The following is a 19,102-nucleotide window of genomic DNA, read 5'->3' as shown; positions in this document are numbered from 1 at the left end:
TTAACACCGGCAACTTTCAAAACAAAAACATTTTTGTTTGGAGTGTTAACAATCTCTACTAAACAAATTACATAGTCGATCGCACATTCTTTGGATAAAGATCCTATTTTATTAGCCTTTATCTGCAATTTTCATTTTTCATCTCAATTTGAGTATTCATACTAGCCAAACAACATTTTATTAACGAACTATCATCCCAGTTTCTTAAATGATGTTAGTCTTCATATGCAGATAGTGTTATTTTATTGACGTCGCAGATTGATAATTCTCAAAAGTGAGACCTAATATTTGAGTAATATCTCTCGTTCAGGAGTACCCAAGGAGCCCCATCGTGAATTGGAATAGGATTAAGTTGTTGAGCATTGCTACCATGCTCTCTTTTCCAGCACAGAGCCAAACACTAGAACAAGCAGTAGCTTATACAATAACAAACAACCCTGATATTAAAGCTTCATACAACGAATATATGAGTAAGCTTTATGATGCAAAAGCATCATCAGGTGCCTACTTGCCTTCCATAGACCTTGATGCTGGTATTGGTTATGAGCAGGTTGATTTAGCTTCTGGGACAGAAGACGAGCTAACCAGAAAAGAAGCGACGCTGAGCCTAACTCAGTTAATTTGGGATGGCTCTGCTACTCTCAATGATATGGATAGAACGGCAGCCGATGCCGAGTCAGTTAGGCTTCAATTACTTGCGGACTCGCAAGATATTGCACTTGAAGTTACTGACATTTACCTCAACGCAACCAAAGCCTACGAAGTGTTAGCACTGTCGGAGAGCAACTTGGCTGTGCATAAAGAAATTTATAACGACATCAAGAAGCGAGTGGACTCGGGTATCGGTTCGACTGCTGATTTATCGCAAGTTGAAGCACGTCTTGCCAAGGCGCACAGTAATCTACTCGCAGCACAGAACAATCTTTATGATGTTCACACGCAGTTCAAACGAATCGTCGGTCAATCGCCACAAGCTTTGATTTTCCCACGAGCAGATGAAAATGCAGTCCCGTTTTCTGTAGATGAAGCGCTGGACTTTGCTTTTAAAAATCACCCAGTGATCAAAGTCGCTCAAGCGGATGTCGACTCGGCCCGATTCCAGTATGATCAAACTAAAGGCGTAAACTACCCAACACTATCTATCGAAGCCAACCAGATTTGGCGCGATGATGCAGGTGGTATACGTGGTAGCAGCAATGAGTCTTCGGCCATGCTGCGTATGCGCTACAACTTGTACAACGGTGGCTCTGATTCTGATCGAACTGAAAGTGCGGCTTATCAGCTAAATAAAGCGAAAGATTTTCGTGATCGCACATTCCGTAGTCTCGAAGAAGGCCTACGCCTATCATGGAGCGCATTGGATCTCACTTTGCAACAGAAGGAATTTTTAGCAGACCACGTAGACTCGGCATCTGAAACGGTTATCGCCTATGAAAAGCAATACAAGCTTGGAAAACGAACTTTACTTGATCTATTAAACACTGAGAACGAGTTGTTCGAAGCGCGTAAAGATTACCTAGATGCTAAATACGCTGAACAATACGCAAAATATCGAGTCATGAATGCGACAGGTGGTTTGCTGGCAGCGTTGCGCGTTGACACCCCAGAAGATTGGAATAAGGCGGTTGAGTACTAATATGAAGAAAGCATTTTTCACCCTCACTGCTGTCGCCTGCCTATTATCTTCTGCAACTCACGCTGAAGACGTGTATGACTATCGACAAACGCCTGTACCGAATCAGATAGCTGACTTACTTGATGATGACAAAGACGGTGTTATCAACGCACGCGATTTGTGCCCAGATACCCCACTAGGTGCCGACATTGATAACGATGGATGTGGGACATACGTTAAGTCGGAAGAAGAAATGGATCTTCACATTTTATTCGAGAATGACTCCAGCGACATCCAGCCTGTATTCCTGACTCAAATTCGCGAGATGGCCGATTTTCTTAAAATCTACCCTTCAACATCGATTGAGCTACAAGGCTACGCCAGTAAGGTCGGTAATCATGGCCATAACATGGCTTTGTCACAACGTCGTGCTGAAGAAGTCGAAAGTGCTCTGATTAATAACGGAGTCAGCCACACTAGGATCCGAATTGTGGGTTTTGGTGATACGAATCTCGCTGATACAGGCGATGATGAAATCACACATGCGAAAAACCGCAAAGTCGTGGCAACCGTCGTAGGCCACAAAGGCAGCATCAAGAAAGAGTGGACCATCTTCACTAAAAAAGCGAAGTAAGCGACCTTCTCTCCATTTAAATGGGCACTCAATGTGCCCATTTTTATTTAGCTTTCATAGCAACAGTGGTACCCTATCCGCGATTCTACTTATGAGATAAATCCTATGAGCAAATTAACTGCTGATATTCAGGCTAACCTAGAGCTATTCGTATCTGAAACCAAAGCAAATAGCTTGATTTGGGGTCTTCGCAATGAAGAAGGTTGGCTGTCTTGTGACTCAACGGAATTTGAAAACAGCGAAGTCATGCCATTCTGGTCTTCTAAAGAAGACGCACAAGCACACAACGTGGAAGAGTGGTCAGATTTTGAAGTTTTGGAGATTCCACTAGATATCTTCGTTGAAGACTGGCTACTAACACTAGCAGAAGATGGCGTTCTAGTTGGTACAAACTGGAATGCGCAGCTAGAAGGCAAAGAGCTTGAGCCATCTGAGCTTGCCAAAATGTATCTGGATTAATAACTCCTGATTAGAAAAACGCCCTCATTTGAGGGCGTTTTTGTATTAGCTATCTTAGAGAAACTTTACGCTTCACTACTTTGCTTACTGACTAACGATGCCATAACCGCTTCTCGATTGTCGATGTAATCATTCAAGCCCGCTTTTCTTAAGTCGCATGCTGGGCAATCACCACAGCCATCACCAATAATGCCGTTATAACACGTCAGTGTTTTTTCTCTCACCAATTGCAGTGCATCGTATTGGTCAGCCAAAGCCCAAGTTTCCGCCTTGTTTAGCCACATCAGCGGCGTAACAATGTCTAGATTACGGTCCATACCTTGAACTAAGGCACTGTTCATCGCTTTCACAAAGTCATTACGGCAATCAGGATAGCCTGAGAAGTCCGTCTCACACACGCCAGTAATCACAGCCTGAGCACCAATTTGATACGCGTAAATGCCCGCTAGGGTAAGAAAAAGAATGTTACGGCCAGGGACGAAAGAGTTAGGTAAGCCATTTTCCTGCAGCTCATGTGAAACCGGAATGTCATCACGAGTCAATGAGCTAATGGCGAGTTCGTTCAGCAAGCCAACATCCATCACTTTATGTGCTTTAACGCCTAGCTCTTTTGCGAGGTCTTGAGCCACTTCAATTTCCAGTTTATGGCGCTGACCATAATCGAAAGTGATTGCATGCACTTCATCATAATTCTTAAGTGCCTGAACGAGACATGTCGTGGAATCTTGACCACCACTAAATACTACAACTGCTTTTTTCATTTCGTTTCCCTTACGCAATACTTAGATACTTGTGTGTCTGGATAGAGAGTCTCCAGTTACGCGCAATACAAGTATCAATACATAGCTGAGTGGCGCGTGGTTTCTGACTGATCGGCTGTAAGGCAATAGTCGTGCTTTCAGGCACGCCAGCGCGCTCAATCAAAGCATCGAGCTGCTCAATGTCTTTATCGGTCGCCACTGGATGTTTAATCTCATTTGCTCGGAGTAAAGCACAGTCCAGAACGGGCAGTTTACCTTTCATTGCTACTTTTGGTGACACTGTCACCCAGGTATTTTCACTCGCAAGAATTGGTGATGTACCACTGGTTTCAATTTGGCAACGACATCCTATCGCTTCGAATGCTTCTGTCAGCGGACGCAAGTCATAGATGCATGGTTCGCCGCCAGTAATAACAATATGCTTAGCCTGATAACCTTGTTGACGATACTGCTCGATAATGTCACCTCCAGACACACTACACCATGTTGGTGAGTCTTCCGTTTTCGCGAGCACTTCCGCTAACGGGCGTTCGTCTTGAGGTGTCGCATCCCAGGTTTGTTTCGTATCGCACCAAGCACACCCTACCGGACATATCTGCAGACGAACAAACACCGAAGGAACGCCAGTAAAGACGCCTTCACCCTGAATGGTTTCGAACATTTCGTTTAATTTGTACAACTTTGTCTCAGCCTAACTCATCATCAATATTTAGCAGGAACGAGACCATAAATGACTGTACTGCGAAGGTCAACTAAATCAGAAATTGATCATTCCGATTCACTCATTTAATCTGCTTCTTTCTTTAGTGATAACTTTAAAACTTTTAGGTAAGTATATGTACAAGCTGATTGCTTTGGATATGGATGGCACTTTGCTAACCAGCGACAAGTCCATTTCAGAAAGAACAAAAACCGCCATAGAAAAAGCGCGAGCTCAGGGAGTCAAAATCGTTCTTGCTTCAGGCCGCCCTCTCGCAGGTATGCAAGAGAAACTGACAGAACTAGGCATAGACGGACACAATGAATTTGTGGTGTTCTACAACGGAAGTACAGTGAAAGAAATTGGCTCTGGAAAAGTCATTCATCAAGCCTACATTGATGGTCGACGTGCGAAACAAGTGGCGAAACTCGCTAAAGAGCTAGGATTGTACTGTCATGCATTCAGTACTGAGCACGGCTTAATTACGCCCGAGAATAACGAGTTTACTACCTTGGAATCGGACATTAACCAAGTGCCGATTACGGAAATGGCGTTCGATTCATTGGAGGACGACCACCCTATCATCAAAGCCATGATCGTCGGTGAACCATCAAAACTGACGCAAGCAGCGAAAGCTATTCCAGATGTACTTCATCAGGAATTCACCATTGTACAAAGCGCCCCGTTCTTTCTAGAATTTCTCAACCTTGAGAGTAATAAGGGCGTGGGGGTCAAAGCGATTGCAGACTACCTTGGTATCCACACTGACGAAGTTATTTGTATGGGAGACGCGGAAAACGATCACCATATGATTCGCTATGCGGGGCTTGGAGTCGCAATGGAAAATGCGATGGAACAAACCAAAGCGATTGCTGATTACATTACCACCAGCAATAATGATGACGGCGTTGCATTGGTCATCGAGCAGTATGTACTGAATCAATGATACTTATGCGTTAGCAATAAAAGCTGCCATTAGGCAGCTTTTGCAAATTTCCTAACGCTGACTACGAACAGAATCATAAGCACTGGGTAACGAACGGCGTCTAATCCGAATGACAAAACGCTACTTCTAGAAACAAACACTTCACTGTACTCAAACAACCAATATATCGCGACCATAGAGATGGTAATTGGAATAATCAGTTCTGCTGTAATTCTCTTTTCATTTTCGTCAGCTGTGTAAATCACGCCTAACGCCGTGCCGATTATCCCTAACCAAATACCAAATACCGGAATTGGCCACACAGAGACCATCACCAAGCCAGCAGCAATCAACACAAACCAAAGTGCTTTCGACTGTATCAATGTCATTAGCTCTACATCACGTTTGTTATCCAAACGGATCAGATGCCAGGCACACAGACCACCAATCAACAAACCACTTAGCATATCGACGATAAAGTGCGTCCCAGTGTAAAAACTAGAAATAGCTAGCCAAGTCATCAATCCCACGCTGGTACCTGCAAGATAGTCTACCCCATTTTCCCTCATTTTATTGATTAGTAAGGTGATCACGCACATCCATAATGCAAATGGTAAACTCGGTAAGCTGTAACCTGAGAATTGTGGCAAAGCCTTGTTCGCAAGATAGACCTGTGGTGGGGGGAGTTGAAATCCTTGTTTCGCAAGCAAAACAATCAATGACGTAATTGTTACGGCGAAAAACACTTTATAGCTAAAATCTCGCCCAAACCGCCAATAAAGATAAGGGAAGAGAACCAACAGAATAATGGGATGATTAAGTTGAAGGCTTAACTTAAACAGCTCTTCAATAATGGCTTCGGCATGAGTTGGTAGCTTATCTAGCAACAAACGGAACTCATTTAACCAAGCCAACTCCATTTGATTAAATGTAGGCGCAGATTCAACCAAGTTATCCACATATCGAACAGGTTGAGGAGTTGCTTGCTCAAAATACCCTGCAATCCGTTTGAGTTGTTCTGGGAATCGATATTCCTGAGCATTGATCATCTCTGGCGAAATTAACATTGCCGATGCAATTTCAACGCCATAATGCGGTGCAAACCATATTGGTAACTGGTGTGCATCAAATGAATCATCAATGTGAAACGCCACAATTTCAGAATCAGAGATACAATCGTAATAAATCGTGTTGTTTCTCTGACCCAGAACTTTATTGATTGAGACTACCAGCCCAGTTTCTTCCCAAGTTTCGCGCTGTGCGGCTGATTCTGGCTTTTCACCTCGTTTCACATTGCCTGCAGGCAACCATGACTTGCCAGTCAAAATTTCATTAACAAGCACCAGCTTATCATCCGCTCTGATAACACAGGCGGCGCCTTCTATTTCTGGCTGCTTTTGCTCAGCGAAAAGCAAAGATGAGAAAAATGTGAGTGTAAAAAATAGAAACACTCGATCCAACTGCTTAAAAATGGTCATTTATTACTTCTTGTTTAACCCACTGGTTTGCGGAGCCAATGGATGTGATGTTCGAAACCCAGTTCTTTATAAAAATCCAGCGCATTGCTGTTGAAATTCCACACTTCAACAAATATCTGCTTTACGCCATAGTCATCAAAACGCTGTTCAATCGACTTGCATAATTGTTTTGCAATGCCCGACTTACGACACTCTGGAAGGACATAAAGTTCATCAATACTTCCCATTTGCACAGGCTTACTCACACTGGAAATCAGTTCGCAAAAATGGCCAGATACAAAACCAACAATCCGTTGTTCTTCAAAAGCAATTAGTACAATACATTCTGGGTCATCTAAGTATCGGGCGATGCTCTTTTCCTGCTCTATATCTTCAGCCGTTTTAAAGTGCTCAGAGCATTGCTGATGATGTTCATCGTGCAGCCTGAACATCATGTCATTGAGCGATTCTAAGTCCTGCGCTTGAGCGACTCTAATTTCTAATCTGTGCATATTTATTTTGATGTCGCAAATAAACCACAGTGTGAGTCGAACATAAAAATTTATCAACAAAAAAGCCCCTTAAAAAAGGGGCTAATTAGTGATTATGGAACGCCGTCTCAACTATGATTCGAGGGCTTTCTGAATTTCTTCCAGACTCGTCGGATCATCGATGGTTGAAGGAACAGTATACTTTTCACCATCAGCTATTTGTCGAATGGTCTTGCGAAGGATTTTACCTGAACGCGTTTTCGGTAGACGCTCAACGACCAGCGCGTGCTTAAAGCAGGCAACTGCGCCTATTTCATCGCGTACCTTACCCACAAGCTCACCTTCAAGCTGCAAGTCATCAACTTTGACGCCGTCTTTTAGTACCACAAACCCTAATGGTAGCTGACCTTTTAAGTCATCATGCACACCAACAACCGCACATTCCGCGATAGCCGGATGGCCACCAACAATTTCTTCCATTTCGCCGGTCGACAATCGATGTCCGGCGACATTAATCACATCATCGATACGGCCCATAATAAACAGGTAGCCGTCTTCGTCTAGGTAACCACCATCACCTGACACATAGTAGCCTGGGAACTGGCTCAGATATCCCGATTCGAATCGGTCGTGGTTGCGCCACACGGTAGGTAAACAGCTGGGTGGTAATGGGCGTTTCAACGCAACAAAACCTTGCTTATTCGGTGCCACTGGCTCACCCAACTCATCCAATATTTCAACCTCATAACCGGGAATGGGTTTAGTCGCTGAGCCTGCTTTAACAGGCATCAACTCAATCCCTGTAGGGTTACCCGCAATTGCCCAGCCAGTTTCCGTTTGCCACCAATGGTCTACAACCGGTTTGTCGGTTTTACTTTCTACCCACTCCAAGGTTGGAGGGTCTAAACGTTCCCCCGCCATAAAGATGGTTTTTAGATTCGACAGGTCATATTGCTTGAGGTACTCACCTTCTGGGTCTTCTTTCTTGATGGCACGGAAAGCAGTTGGCGCGGAGAACAATACATCGACCTTGTACTCTTCACACACGCGCCAAAAGGCGCCTGGGTTTGGCGTTCTAACAGGCTTGCCTTCAAACAAAATCGTTGTGCAGCCATGAATAAGCGGCGCATAGACGATATAAGAATGCCCGACTACCCAGCCCACATCAGAAGCAGCCCAATAAACACCATCCTGAGGAACATCATAAATAGCACTCATTGAGTACTTCATCGCGACAGCGTGACCTCCGTTGTCACGCACGACTCCTTTCGGTTTTCCGGTTGTTCCTGAGGTGTAAAGAATATAGAGAGGGTCAGTGGCCAGAACCGGTACGCACGCGTGAGGTAAAGCATTGTTATACGCTTGCATCCAATCCACGTCTCGCGCCTGACTTAATTCAGCCTCACACTGTAGGCGTTGTAATACCAAAACCTTTTCTGGTTTCCAACGGCTATCCATCACTGCTTTATCAACCATAGGTTTATAAGGGATGACTTTATTGATCTCGATACCACAAGACGCTGTCATGATAACTTTTGGCTCAGCATCTTCTATCCGTACCGCAAGCTCGTTTGGGGCAAAGCCCCCAAATACCACAGAATGAATGGCCCCTAATCGTGCACATGCCAACATCGCCATTGCGGCTTCTGGAATCATTGGCATGTAGATAACAACTCGATCGCCTTTCTCCACCCCTTGCTCTGCTAACATCCCTGCGATCTTAGCGACCTGGTCTCTGAGCTCTTTGTATGTGTACTTTTGCTTGCTACCGGTGACAGGAGAGTCATAGATCAAAGCTGTTGTCTCCCCTCTTCCTTGTTCACAGTGGTAATCGAGTGCAAGCCAACAAGTGTTAAGCACACCATCAGGGAACCAACGTTCAATACCGTTTTCATCCTTTTGCAAAATGGTCTTAGGTTGCTCAAACCAGTCCAATCGCTCGGCTTGCGCTTTCCAAAATTGCTGTGGGTTTTCCTGTGCCCAAAGGTATTCTTTCTGATATGCAGACATAATGCTTCCTCCAGTATGTCCTGACATTACTTACATCGGGTTTGTTACCGACGAGATTTATTCTTCAAAGACATTGGAGGGAACACGCACAAAGCCCTCCATCAAAATACGAGCGCTTCGGCTCATTGCGGCTTTTTCTACTACCCAGCCTTGGTTTGAATGAGTGGCCCTAGCGCCTACTTTTAGCATTCCGGACGGATGCCCAAAAGTCACTGAATGCTTCTCACCACCTCCAGCGGCCAAATTGACTAGTGTCCCCGGCACACAAGAAGCTGAAGCAATGGCAACTGCGGCTGTTCCCATCATTGCGTGATGTAACTGGCCCATAGATAAAGCTCTCACCAGCAGATCTACGTCATTTTCATCAACCTGTTTTCCACTTGAGGCTTGATAACTCTTCGCTTTGCTGACAAAAGCCACCTTAGGGGTATGTTGGCGAGATTCAGCTTCTTCGACCTTATCGATAAGCCCCATTTTTAGTGCGCCGTAAGCTCGTATTTTTTCAAATCGTGCTAATGCCAACTCATCACTATTGATATCTTGTTGAAGCTCAGTACCAGAGTAACCAAGGGCATCGGCATCAATAAAAATTGTTGGGATACCAGCATTAATCAAAGTAGCGTTAAATGTACCAACCTCAGGTACTTCAAGATCATCGACTAAATTTCCCGTTGGGAACATACTTCCATCACCCGCAGCAGGGTGCATGAAGTCCACTTGAATTTCAGCCGCAGGAAAAGTCACCCCGTCTAGCTCAAAGTCTCCAGTTTCTTGAACAAGTCCATTGCGGATAGGTACGTGGATGACAATCGTTTTTCCGATATTGGCCTGCCACACTTTCACAGCAACCACACCATTTTCCGGTATACGCTCTGCAGGGATTAGCCCGGCATGAATCGCAAACGGGCCAACCGCCGCCGATAGGTTTCCACAATTTCCGCTCCAATCAACAAAAGGCTTATCAATAGAAACTTGTCCAAATAGGTAATCCACATCGTGCTCTGGCTGACTGCTTGGTGAAACAATGACGGTTTTGCTTGTACTCGAAGTTGCCCCTCCCATACCGTCGATTTGCTTGGCATAGGGATCTGGGCTACCAATGACTCTTAGCAGCAACGCATCGCGGGCCTTTCCCGGTTTTTGCGCCATCTCGGGTAAATCAGATAGATTAAAGAACACACCTTTACTCGTACCGCCTCGCATATAGGTCGCGGCGACTTTTATCTGGCTCGGTCTAATTTCACTCATAATCACTCCTTACTGAGCCAGAAAGTCTTGGGCGAAACGTTGCAATACACCACCCGCGTTGTAAACAGAGACTTCGTCGGCGGTATCAAGTCGACACGTGACTGGCACGTCCAGCTTTTCGCCGTTCTGACGCGTCACAACTAAGGCAAGGTCAGTCCCCGGTTTAATCTCACCAATCACGTCATAAAGTTCTGTGCCATCAAGCATCAGCGACTGACGATTAACTCCTTCTTTAAATTGCAAAGGAAGCACGCCCATCCCCACAAGATTGGTTCTGTGGATACGCTCAAAACCTTCGGCAACAATAGCTTCAACGCCTGCTAAGCGAACGCCTTTTGCCGCCCAATCACGAGATGAACCCTGACCATAATCGGCTCCTGCAACAACAATGAGGGGTTGTTTTCGGTTCATGTAGGTTTCGATAGCTTCCCACATACGCGTGACTTTTCCTTCAGGCTCAATACGAGCCAGAGAACCCTGTACAACTTCACCTTCGTCTCTAACCATTTCGTTAAACAACTTAGGATTCGCAAAGGTCGCACGCTGCGCGGTAAGGTGGTCTCCACGGTGAGTCGCGTAGGAGTTAAAGTCCTCTTCAGGAACTCCCATCTTCGCTAGATACTCCCCTGCTGCGCTGGATGCAAGAATGGCGTTAGAGGGAGACAAATGGTCGGTTGTAATGTTGTCACCGAGTATTGCTAGAGGCCTCATTGAAGACAGCGTTCTTTCACCCGCCAAAGCGCCTTCCCAATAAGGAGGTCTGCGAATGTATGTACTTTGCGGCCGCCAATCGTATAAAGGATTACTGTTGCTTTGTTCATCATCAAGTTTAAACATTTGAATATAAACTTGATTAAACTGCTCAGGTCTAACGTATTTGCCCACTACCGCGTCAATTTCTTCGTCAGTTGGCCAGAGGTCATTGAGGTAGATAGGCTTGCCGTCAGCGTCTGTACCCAACGCATCTCGCTCGATATCGAAGCGAATCGTTCCTGCCAACGCATAAGCTACAACCAAAGGCGGTGACGCCAAAAATGCTTGTTTCGCATAAGGATGGATACGCCCGTCGAAGTTGCGATTACCAGAAAGTACCGCAGTCGAATACAAATCTCGGTCGATGATTTCTTGTTGAATCTCAGGGTCTAACGCACCACTCATCCCGTTACATGTCGTACACGCATACGCGACGATACCAAAGCCTAGTTTTTCCATCTCTTCAAGCAAACCTGCTTCTTCAAGATACAACTTCGCGACTTTTGAACCCGGAGCGAAAGACGACTTCACCCATGGCTTGCGTACAAGGCTCAATTGATTGGCTTTCTTGGCAACCAAGCCTGCGGCGACAACGTTTCTTGGGTTACTGGTGTTCGTACAAGAGGTGATCGCTGCAATAATTACCGCACCATCTGGCAATTGACCTTCACTCTCTTGCCACTGGCCTGCAATACCTTGTGAAGCTAGCTCTGACGTTGGTAAGCGGCGATGTGGATTCGAAGGGCCGGCCATATTGCGTGTCACTGCAGACAAATCAAACTCAAGCACTCGTTCGTATTGCGCCGTATCTAAATCATCTGCCCAAAGGCCTGTTTGCTTGGCGTAGTTCTCAACCAGTTCAACTTGTTGGTCGTCTCGACCCGTCAATTTAAGGTAGGTAAGCGTTTGTTCATCAATGTAGAACATGCCTGCTGTCGCACCGTATTCAGGCGTCATATTGGAAATGGTTGCACGATCACCAATCGTTAGGTCACTGGCACCTTCACCGAAGAACTCAAGGTACGATGAGACAACACGCTCATTGCGTAAGAACTCAGTGATTGCCAAAACGATATCCGTTGCCGTAATACCGGGCTGGCGTTTACCAGTGAGCTTGACACCCACAATATCTGGTAGGCGCATCATTGATGGTCGGCCTAACATTACCGTTTCAGCTTCAAGCCCACCAACACCAATGGCAATAACACCTAATGCGTCCACATGTGGGGTGTGACTGTCAGTTCCGACACAGGTGTCTGGGTAAGCAATACCTTGCTTCGCTTGCACTACAGGTGACATTTTTTCCAGATTAATCTGATGCATAATGCCGTTACCTGCAGGAATAACGCTGACGTTTTCGAACGCCGTTTTACACCACTCGATAAAGTGAAAACGGTCTTCATTACGACGCTCTTCGATCGCGCGGTTTTTCTCAAACGCATCGGATTCAAATCCCGCATGCTCCACCGCCAGAGAGTGGTCAACGATCAGCTGTGTTTCCACTACAGGGTTCACTTTAGCCGGGTCACCTCCTTGGTCTGCAATTGCATCACGTAAACCGGCTAAATCAACTAAAGCGGTTTGCCCCAAAATATCGTGACAAACCACGCGTGCTGGGTACCACGGAAAGTCTAAATCGCGTTTGCGATCAATCAGTTGTTTAAGAGAGGCTGTTAGAGACTCAGGATCACATCGTCGCACTAATTGTTCAGCAAGAACTCGCGACGTGTAAGGGAGAGTCTCATAAGCTCCTGGCGTAATATCATTGACTGCTTCTCGGGCATCGAAAAAATCAAGATGAGATCCCGGAAGCGACTTACGATATTTTGAATTCACTGTACTACTCATATCATTGCTTCCATTCAGATAATATTCGGGTATCCGAGCCTCCCTACAAGCTGGCAAGGAGGCTCTTGGGTAACTGGGTGTTACCTCTTTTCGATAGGAACCCAATCCTGATGCTCAGGACCTGTGTAATCCGCACTTGGGCGAATAATACGGTTGTTGGCACGTTGCTCATAAACGTGCGCAGCCCAGCCAGTCAGACGGCTCATGACGAAGATAGGTGTAAACAACTTGGTTGGAATGTCCATGAAGTGGTACGCCGAAGCGTGGAAGAAATCTGCATTACAGAACAGCCCCTTTTCACGTTTCATCACCGATTCGACTCGCTCAGAGACTGCATAAAGGTGTGTATCGCCCACTTTATCTGAGAGCTCTTTCGACCAACGTTTGATTAATGCATTTCGAGGGTCACTTTCACGATAGATAGCATGGCCAAAGCCCATAATTTTGTCTTTATTGGCTAGCATCTGCATGATGTTGGTTTCTGCCTCATCAGGCGTCTGCCAGTTTTCGATCATTTCCATCGCAGCTTCGTTTGCCCCACCATGGAGTGGACCACGCAAAGTACCAATGGCAGCCGTAATACAAGAATGGATATCCGACAACGTCGAGGCACACACACGAGCCGCAAACGTTGAAGCGTTAAACTCATGCTCAGCATAGAGAATCAGCGAGCAATGCATGACCTGCTTATGCAGTTCACTCGGGTCTTTGTCCGTGAGCATTTTAAGAAAATAGCCACCAATACAATCTTGAGACTGATCTTCGGTATCAATTCGAACGCCATCATGACTGAAGCGGTACCAGTAACAAATGATTGCTGGGAATAGCGCCAACATTCGTTCCGTCGCACCTTGTTGCTCAGAAAAATCCATTTCCTGTTCAAGGTTGCCAAGAACCGAGCAACCTGTTCGCATCACATCCATAGGGTGAGCGCTTGCTGGAACCAGTTCCAAAGCTTGCTTTAGCTCAGCAGGTAAACCGCGTAAGCCAATCAGACGCGTTTTGTATGCATCCAGCTCCTGCTGCGTCGGTAAGTGACCACGTAACAGTAGATGGGCTACTTCTTCAAACTGCGCGTTATTAGCTAGATCAGTGATATCGTAACCTCGATACGTCAGACCTGTACCTGTTTTACCGACGGTGCATAATGCAGTGCTTCCGGCGCTTTGACCTCGTAGGCCTGCACCACCTATCTCTTTAGTAGGCATGTTGAACTCCTTTTCTGTCCGCTCTGCCCTCTGAATGGAGCATTTTCTGTTCGGACAAGTTTCACGTTATTGAATTAAAAGTTTTCCGATACTTTTCTTAGGCTTCCGTTTGTTTCTGTTGGCTATTTTCCTTCTGAAAACAGCTGATCTAATTTGTCTTCGTAATCGTGGTACTTGAGGTGCGCATAGAGCTCTTTACGCGTCTGCATCGAATCAAGCAGTGCTTCTTGATTTCCCTCTTTCAACAGGTGGGCGTACACCATCTCTGCGGCTTTATTCATCGCTCTGAAAGCACTCAATGGATACAGCACTATATCTACATTTGAGTTGGCTAACTCTTCACCACCGTACAATGGCGTTTGGCCAAATTCGGTAATGTTCGCCAATATAGGCACGTGTTTTCCGGTCGCTTGCTTTAGCGCTTCAGAGAACTGTGAATACTGCTCTAATTTGTTCATCGCCTCTGGGAAGATCATGTCCGCGCCAGCTTCGACACAAGCAATCGCTCGCTCAATGGCGCTATCCATTCCTTCAACTGCAAGCGCATCAGTCCGAGCCATGATGACGAAACTCTCGTCATTACGCGCATCTACCGCGGCTTTAACTCGATCAACCATTTCCTGTTGACTGACAATGGCTTTGTTTGGTCTGTGGCCACAACGTTTCTGAGCGACTTGATCTTCCATATGAACAGCGGCAGCACCGGCTTTTTCCATCGCTTTAATCGTGCGACCAATATTGAATGCGCCACCAAAACCAGTGTCGATATCCACCAATAAAGGCAGATCACATGCGTTAGTAATGCGGTCAACATCGACCAAGACGTCATTGAGGGTCGTAATTCCCAAATCAGGGAGACCGTAAGATGCGTTGGCAATGCCGCCACCTGATAAATAGATCGCTTGGTGGCCTATGTTTTTCGCCATCATGGCGCAGTATGGGTTAATCGTACCGACAATCTGCAAAGGATCATTTTGCTCTACGGCGGCTCTGAATTTCGCCCCTGGAGATAAACTCATGACAGTTTCCTTCTAGTCATTTTCAGCAAGTAAAATTTGTTGCTCTATTAACCGTCTGCTGCCTGAGATATGCCTTCTCATCAACATTTCGGCCAATTCCTCATCACGATTACGAATCGCCTGAAGGATAAATTTGTGTTCGTTCAGCGCTTCTTTTGGTCTGGATTGAGCCCGCGGCGATTGGTATCGATACATACGCAGCAAGTGATACAGCTCATCACATAAGAGCGCGATCAACTTACTATTGCGGCTCGCCTGAATAATGCGATAGTGAAAATCAAAGTCGCCTTCCTGATGAAAGTAAGAAGCGCCTGCAACTTCATCGATGTGCTTTGAGTGCTTGGCAAGCAATAGCTCCAAACTCAACAGCTCTTCCTGAGAGATATAACGTGCTGCCAAGCGCGCAGCCATACCTTCTAATGCCTCTCTAACTGCGTAGATTTCAACCAGCTTTTCAGGGGAAAAGGTAATCACTCGTGCTCCGACATGAGGAATGCGCTCAATCAACCCCAGCCCTTCAAGTCGCATAATGGCTTCTCGCAGTGGGCCTCGGCTTACCTCAAATCGTTTCGCCAACTCAGGCTCAGAGATCTTACTTCCGGGTTCTAAACTACCTTCTACAATTGCTTCAATCAGAATTTCGGTCAGGCTTTCTGATTTGGTGTTTTCTTTCTCTGTTGCTCTACTTTTCATACGAGTCGTGAGTTCATCATTCATACGTTTGCTCGCTTACCTGCTCAACCCAATGTGTCAACAGTTCTTATGCCATGCCTATAAAATAGCCGATCAAATTGTCGACAATCAAGATAATTGTCGACAATTTAGACTAAGGTATAAGTTAATTCGGTAAGGGTATCTGACTTTTAACGAAATACAGTACTCGTTTCTCATCTCTGTTTGTGAGCTCTATCGGCAAGAACAACACAAGAACAATGACTTAACTCTCATATGTAATTAGTATCGTTAGTATAGAAGTAACAATGGATATCTATGACAAGGATGCAGACTCCAATTGGTAAGACATCAATCGCTGTTGCTCTAGGTTTGAGCCTAACAGCGTGCTCAATGTTCTCAGAACCTAAGAGAGAACCCTATTACCCTGCACTTAGAGACACCGTTTATTCTGACGAAGACATTACTGTGATCGAATCAAACAATGTTCTCAAAACCGCTATTAAGTCCAATCAATATGTCAACGTTGCAGACCTCGATGAGGTTAATAACAACGCCGCCAAAATATTTGCTGAAGTGCTGAATAGCTCCTCTGTGACAGTCAAGGACATTCAGAATAAGCAATTCCATGAAGGCTTGAAAACCATCATTAAGCAGTTCACTTGCGAGCTGTATGCCAGCAAACAACCCGCTGATTCTGTGCAACTATGCCCACTAGATTCTAAGATTGTCGACAATAACCTAGATTACCTACCCTTCGAGGATGGGCTACGGTTTACTCAGAGGCTGAGCACTACACTGAATGACGATGAGGATAAATTACAGCTAGAGTTGTTTCTAAAAAGTACTCACGAGCGCTCACTCGATTCTCTTTGGGGAGCAGTACATGAATTGGGACGTTTTAAGAACAGCCAGCTCTCTGAGGACAGCTTAGTTCTTACTATCAATATGAAAGTGTATAAGAAGTCTGACTCAAACCTACGGTGGACGTACCTTCACCCAGAACCATTGGTCTTTTTTGTCGTGCTTCCTTCAGTCGATTTGATAATCAATCGTCCAAATGAAGTAGAAAGCATGGATTTCGCGTATAGAAGTGCAAAATTGTTAGTTGTTGATAGCCGTTAAGAGAATCCTGGATTCTGAGAGAGGCTCACACATTCAGCGATTCAACACACAATCAGCCTTTTATAATAAGTGGTAGGATTTATTTACGATCAGTTTACTGCTACTTTTTATAAATCCAACAAATTATATCTTACGTATCAGTATAATTTTTAAGGTCTTTTTTGTAACAGACTCATTATTTCAAGGATATTATATGGCTGATAAGTATTCAGCGTCGGCTAGCTTAATTTCGGCAAAGGACTATAAAAATCAAGAGCATACGGTAAGTGAATTTACCGTAACTCAAGCTTTGTCTACTCCTTTTGAGATTACCGCCATACTCGTTTCTTCTAGTTTCAGTGTTAAAGATCAATTAGGTCAGTTACTGACGATTAATCGTTATTCCAACGAGTCCGGCAGCAATAAGCTACAACGTTCTTTCAATGGCGTAATTGCTCGTATTGAACAAATGGGCCTAGACGCTAACCTGCAATTTATGCAGTACCGAATTACTCTCAAGCCTTGGTTTTGGCTACTAACGCATACTCACTCATTTCGCGTCTATCAAACTCAGTCAACTAAAGATATCGTCAGTGACATCTTCGACAACGCAGGCTTCAAAGGGAAGTACAAGCTCTCTAGTTTGCCTTCCACAAAAAGAGAATACTGCCTCCAGTACAATGAGTCTGACTTTGACTTTGTTACTCGGTTGCTTGCCGAAGAGGGCCTTCATTACTACTTCGAGCACGAATCCGGCGACCATACAATGGTCATTCAGGATGCTCAATCCCCCTTCGACAAAGCCGACGTCGCCAAATTCGATATGCAGGAAACCCCTTCTGGAAGCCTCCCACTGATAAAGTCTTGGGCACCTGTTATGTCTTTCCATGGCGCTAGCGTTGAATTAACCGCGTATGACTACTCACAATCTAAACTAGTAACAAGCAAAGCCAAAACAAGCAGCAATACGATTGCAAACAATACGAAACTGGCATCCGTCCACTATCCTGATTTGGGTATAAGTGGGGATATGACTGACTTATCTAGCAATCTGGCTAAAAGACGCATTGAGCAAATAGAACAAGATTATCAATCTGTTATTGCACAGGCTGAACACGATATGTTCGAGATTGCGACGTGGTTTTCCTTGTCCAGCCATTTAGACAAATCTCAGCTTGGTGATTTCTCGGTTGTCAAAACATCCACACACTACGCGGATGATGTTCGATGCGCTACTGAAGTAAAACTGATCCCGAAAGCCACACCGACTTACCCTAAGCCACGTTCCAAGCAAGTCGTCAATGGTTTGCAAAGTGCTACAGTTGCAGGCTCAACAGCAGGTGAAATCAACCAAGATGACCAAGGCAGAGTCCGTATTCAATTTCATTGGGACACTGAAGCCAGCGGAGACAAAACCAGTTGTTACGTGCGTGTCGCGCAAATGATGGCAGGTAGCGGCTATGGGACGCAGTTTATTCCACGAGTAGGTCAAGAAGTACTGGTTTCCTTTATTGACGGCGACCCTGATCAGCCAATCATTACAGGCAGTGTTTACAACAGTAAAAACGCGCCTCCTTATAAAGAAGCAAACGCGACCAAAACAGGTATAAAGACGAAGTTAACAGGTCAGACAAATGAGCTTTACTTCGACGACAAGAAAGATAACGAGCTAGTTTATCTTCATGCTGCCAAAGACATTACTCAGGAGGTTGAAAACAATCATACTGAAACCGTTAAAGGCGAATTGAGCCAGTCGGTGACGAAAGCGATGACAATTGCGACAGAAGACAATTACACCCTGAACGTCACAAAAGCAATGAGTGGTTCAGCGAAGTCCATCACGCTCGAAGCTGATGACTCCATCGACCTCAAAGTCGGCTCTAGCAAAATTTCGATATCTTCGTCATCTATTTCTATTGAAGCTACGAACATCGATATCAAAGCAAGCAGTGCGCTCAATCTAGAAGGAACCAATGTCACCAGCAAAGCGACATCTGCGAACAAAGTTTCCGGCACCACAACTGCACTTGAAGCAACCAGTTCAAACAGCATCAAGGGATTAAGTATTGCGATTAAAGCCAGCACAACATTAAGTGCCGAGGGTTCACTAAGTGCTGAATTCAAATCTGGCCTGAAAGGCACATTCGATGGTGGCGTACTAGGCGAACTGAAAGGCGCCATTGTGAAGGTAAACTAAA

The 19,102-nt window shown here is 45.2% G+C and carries 16 protein-coding genes; 6 read left to right on the top strand and 10 right to left on the bottom strand.

Translation table 11 applies throughout. From position 1 onward, the window contains the following. The first annotated feature begins 331 nt into the window (after positions 1–331). The 3 genes from FIU99_RS07750 to FIU99_RS07740 all read left to right on the top strand — a co-directional run bounded on the left by FIU99_RS07750 (position 332) and on the right by FIU99_RS07740 (position 2,708). Positions 332–1,636 carry a TolC family outer membrane protein gene (locus FIU99_RS07750; RefSeq protein WP_038511632.1) on the top strand — a complete coding sequence of 435 codons (1,305 nt, stop codon included), beginning with the start codon at positions 332–334 and terminating at the stop codon, positions 1,634–1,636. Position 1,637: 1 nt separating this feature from the next. Next, positions 1,638–2,249, top strand: a complete 612-nt coding sequence (locus FIU99_RS07745; RefSeq protein ID WP_006962111.1) for an OmpA family protein — start codon at positions 1,638–1,640, stop codon at positions 2,247–2,249. Between the two features lie 105 nt (positions 2,250–2,354). Continuing rightward, complete coding sequence (locus FIU99_RS07740; protein WP_006962110.1) at positions 2,355–2,708, top strand: DUF2750 domain-containing protein; 354 nt, start codon at positions 2,355–2,357, stop codon at positions 2,706–2,708. Between the two features lie 65 nt (positions 2,709–2,773). Here the strand turns inward: FIU99_RS07740 and queC are convergent, their stop codons facing one another. Beyond that, positions 2,774–3,469, bottom strand: coding sequence for a 7-cyano-7-deazaguanine synthase QueC (gene queC, locus FIU99_RS07735; protein WP_006962109.1), 696 nt, complete (start codon positions 3,467–3,469; stop codon positions 2,774–2,776). Positions 3,470–3,479: 10 nt separating this feature from the next. After that, complete coding sequence (gene queE / locus FIU99_RS07730; protein WP_006962108.1) at positions 3,480–4,130, bottom strand: 7-carboxy-7-deazaguanine synthase QueE; 651 nt, start codon at positions 4,128–4,130, stop codon at positions 3,480–3,482. A 175-nt stretch (positions 4,131–4,305) separates the two neighbouring features. Between queE and FIU99_RS07725 the strand changes: the two genes are divergently transcribed. Then, on the top strand, positions 4,306–5,115 hold the full coding sequence (locus FIU99_RS07725) for a Cof-type HAD-IIB family hydrolase (protein ID WP_006962107.1): 810 nt from the start codon (positions 4,306–4,308) through the stop codon (positions 5,113–5,115). A 29-nt stretch (positions 5,116–5,144) separates the two neighbouring features. Here the strand turns inward: FIU99_RS07725 and FIU99_RS07720 are convergent, their stop codons facing one another. The 8 genes from FIU99_RS07720 to FIU99_RS07685 form a co-directional block, all read right to left on the bottom strand. Beyond that, positions 5,145–6,572: a bifunctional NUDIX hydrolase/phosphatase PAP2 family protein gene (locus tag FIU99_RS07720; RefSeq protein WP_006962106.1), complete on the bottom strand. Its 1,428-nt coding sequence runs from the start codon at positions 6,570–6,572 to the stop codon at positions 5,145–5,147. A 14-nt stretch (positions 6,573–6,586) separates the two neighbouring features. After that, positions 6,587–7,063 (bottom strand): GNAT family N-acetyltransferase, encoded by a 477-nt coding sequence (locus FIU99_RS07715; protein WP_039952365.1) that lies wholly within the window; start codon positions 7,061–7,063, stop codon positions 6,587–6,589. A gap of 111 nt (positions 7,064–7,174) precedes the next feature. Further along, positions 7,175–9,052 carry a propionyl-CoA synthetase gene (locus tag FIU99_RS07710; protein ID WP_006962104.1) on the bottom strand — a complete coding sequence of 626 codons (1,878 nt, stop codon included), beginning with the start codon at positions 9,050–9,052 and terminating at the stop codon, positions 7,175–7,177. A 57-nt stretch (positions 9,053–9,109) separates the two neighbouring features. After that, positions 9,110–10,300, bottom strand: coding sequence for a 2-methylaconitate cis-trans isomerase PrpF (gene prpF, locus FIU99_RS07705; protein WP_006962103.1), 1,191 nt, complete (start codon positions 10,298–10,300; stop codon positions 9,110–9,112). A gap of 9 nt (positions 10,301–10,309) precedes the next feature. Next, a complete protein-coding gene (gene acnD / locus FIU99_RS07700) occupies positions 10,310–12,901 on the bottom strand; it encodes a Fe/S-dependent 2-methylisocitrate dehydratase AcnD (protein WP_006962102.1) in 2,592 nt (863 codons plus the stop codon). An 80-nt stretch (positions 12,902–12,981) separates the two neighbouring features. Then, positions 12,982–14,109: a 2-methylcitrate synthase gene (gene prpC / locus FIU99_RS07695; RefSeq protein ID WP_006962101.1), complete on the bottom strand. Its 1,128-nt coding sequence runs from the start codon at positions 14,107–14,109 to the stop codon at positions 12,982–12,984. A gap of 122 nt (positions 14,110–14,231) precedes the next feature. Then, positions 14,232–15,128, bottom strand: a complete 897-nt coding sequence (gene prpB, locus FIU99_RS07690) for a methylisocitrate lyase (RefSeq protein ID WP_006962100.1) — start codon at positions 15,126–15,128, stop codon at positions 14,232–14,234. Between the two features lie 12 nt (positions 15,129–15,140). After that, on the bottom strand, positions 15,141–15,845 hold the full coding sequence (locus tag FIU99_RS07685) for a GntR family transcriptional regulator (protein ID WP_006962098.1): 705 nt from the start codon (positions 15,843–15,845) through the stop codon (positions 15,141–15,143). A gap of 273 nt (positions 15,846–16,118) precedes the next feature. Between FIU99_RS07685 and FIU99_RS07680 the strand changes: the two genes are divergently transcribed. Both FIU99_RS07680 and FIU99_RS07675 read left to right on the top strand, forming a co-directional pair. Further along, complete coding sequence (locus tag FIU99_RS07680) at positions 16,119–16,925, top strand: hypothetical protein (protein ID WP_006962096.1); 807 nt, start codon at positions 16,119–16,121, stop codon at positions 16,923–16,925. A 193-nt stretch (positions 16,926–17,118) separates the two neighbouring features. Then, the gene (locus FIU99_RS07675; RefSeq protein ID WP_006962095.1) at positions 17,119–19,101 is read left to right on the top strand and encodes a type VI secretion system Vgr family protein; all 1,983 of its coding nucleotides are present in this window, start codon (positions 17,119–17,121) and stop codon (positions 19,099–19,101) included. Position 19,102 lies beyond the last annotated feature (1 nt).

Source organism: Vibrio sp. THAF64 (genome assembly GCF_009363455.1).
GTDB lineage: Bacteria > Pseudomonadota > Gammaproteobacteria > Enterobacterales > Vibrionaceae > Vibrio > Vibrio coralliilyticus.
The sequence above is the reverse complement of the archived record's forward strand: the minus strand, read 5'-3'. Positions and strand labels throughout refer to the sequence as shown.

Bases quoted from the DNA above. Each gene is read 5' to 3' on its own strand.
- FIU99_RS07745 (WP_006962111.1), top strand. From the start codon at position 1,638: ATGAAGAAAGCATTTTTCACCCTCACTGCTGTCGCCTGCCTATTATCT.
- FIU99_RS07715 (WP_039952365.1), bottom strand. From the start codon at position 7,063: ATGCACAGATTAGAAATTAGAGTCGCTCAAGCGCAGGACTTAGAATCG.
- prpB (WP_006962100.1), bottom strand. From the start codon at position 15,128: ATGAGTTTATCTCCAGGGGCGAAATTCAGAGCCGCCGTAGAGCAAAAT.
- FIU99_RS07710 (WP_006962104.1), bottom strand. From the start codon at position 9,052: ATGTCTGCATATCAGAAAGAATACCTTTGGGCACAGGAAAACCCACAG.
- FIU99_RS07680 (WP_006962096.1), top strand. From the start codon at position 16,119: ATGACAAGGATGCAGACTCCAATTGGTAAGACATCAATCGCTGTTGCT.
- FIU99_RS07725 (WP_006962107.1), top strand. From the start codon at position 4,306: ATGTACAAGCTGATTGCTTTGGATATGGATGGCACTTTGCTAACCAGC.
- acnD (WP_006962102.1), bottom strand. From the start codon at position 12,901: ATGAGTAGTACAGTGAATTCAAAATATCGTAAGTCGCTTCCGGGATCT.
- prpC (WP_006962101.1), bottom strand. From the start codon at position 14,109: ATGCCTACTAAAGAGATAGGTGGTGCAGGCCTACGAGGTCAAAGCGCC.
- FIU99_RS07740 (WP_006962110.1), top strand. From the start codon at position 2,355: ATGAGCAAATTAACTGCTGATATTCAGGCTAACCTAGAGCTATTCGTA.
- prpF (WP_006962103.1), bottom strand. From the start codon at position 10,300: ATGAGTGAAATTAGACCGAGCCAGATAAAAGTCGCCGCGACCTATATG.
- FIU99_RS07720 (WP_006962106.1), bottom strand. From the start codon at position 6,572: ATGACCATTTTTAAGCAGTTGGATCGAGTGTTTCTATTTTTTACACTC.
- queE (WP_006962108.1), bottom strand. From the start codon at position 4,130: ATGTTCGAAACCATTCAGGGTGAAGGCGTCTTTACTGGCGTTCCTTCG.
- FIU99_RS07685 (WP_006962098.1), bottom strand. From the start codon at position 15,845: ATGAATGATGAACTCACGACTCGTATGAAAAGTAGAGCAACAGAGAAA.
- queC (WP_006962109.1), bottom strand. From the start codon at position 3,469: ATGAAAAAAGCAGTTGTAGTATTTAGTGGTGGTCAAGATTCCACGACA.
- FIU99_RS07675 (WP_006962095.1), top strand. From the start codon at position 17,119: ATGGCTGATAAGTATTCAGCGTCGGCTAGCTTAATTTCGGCAAAGGAC.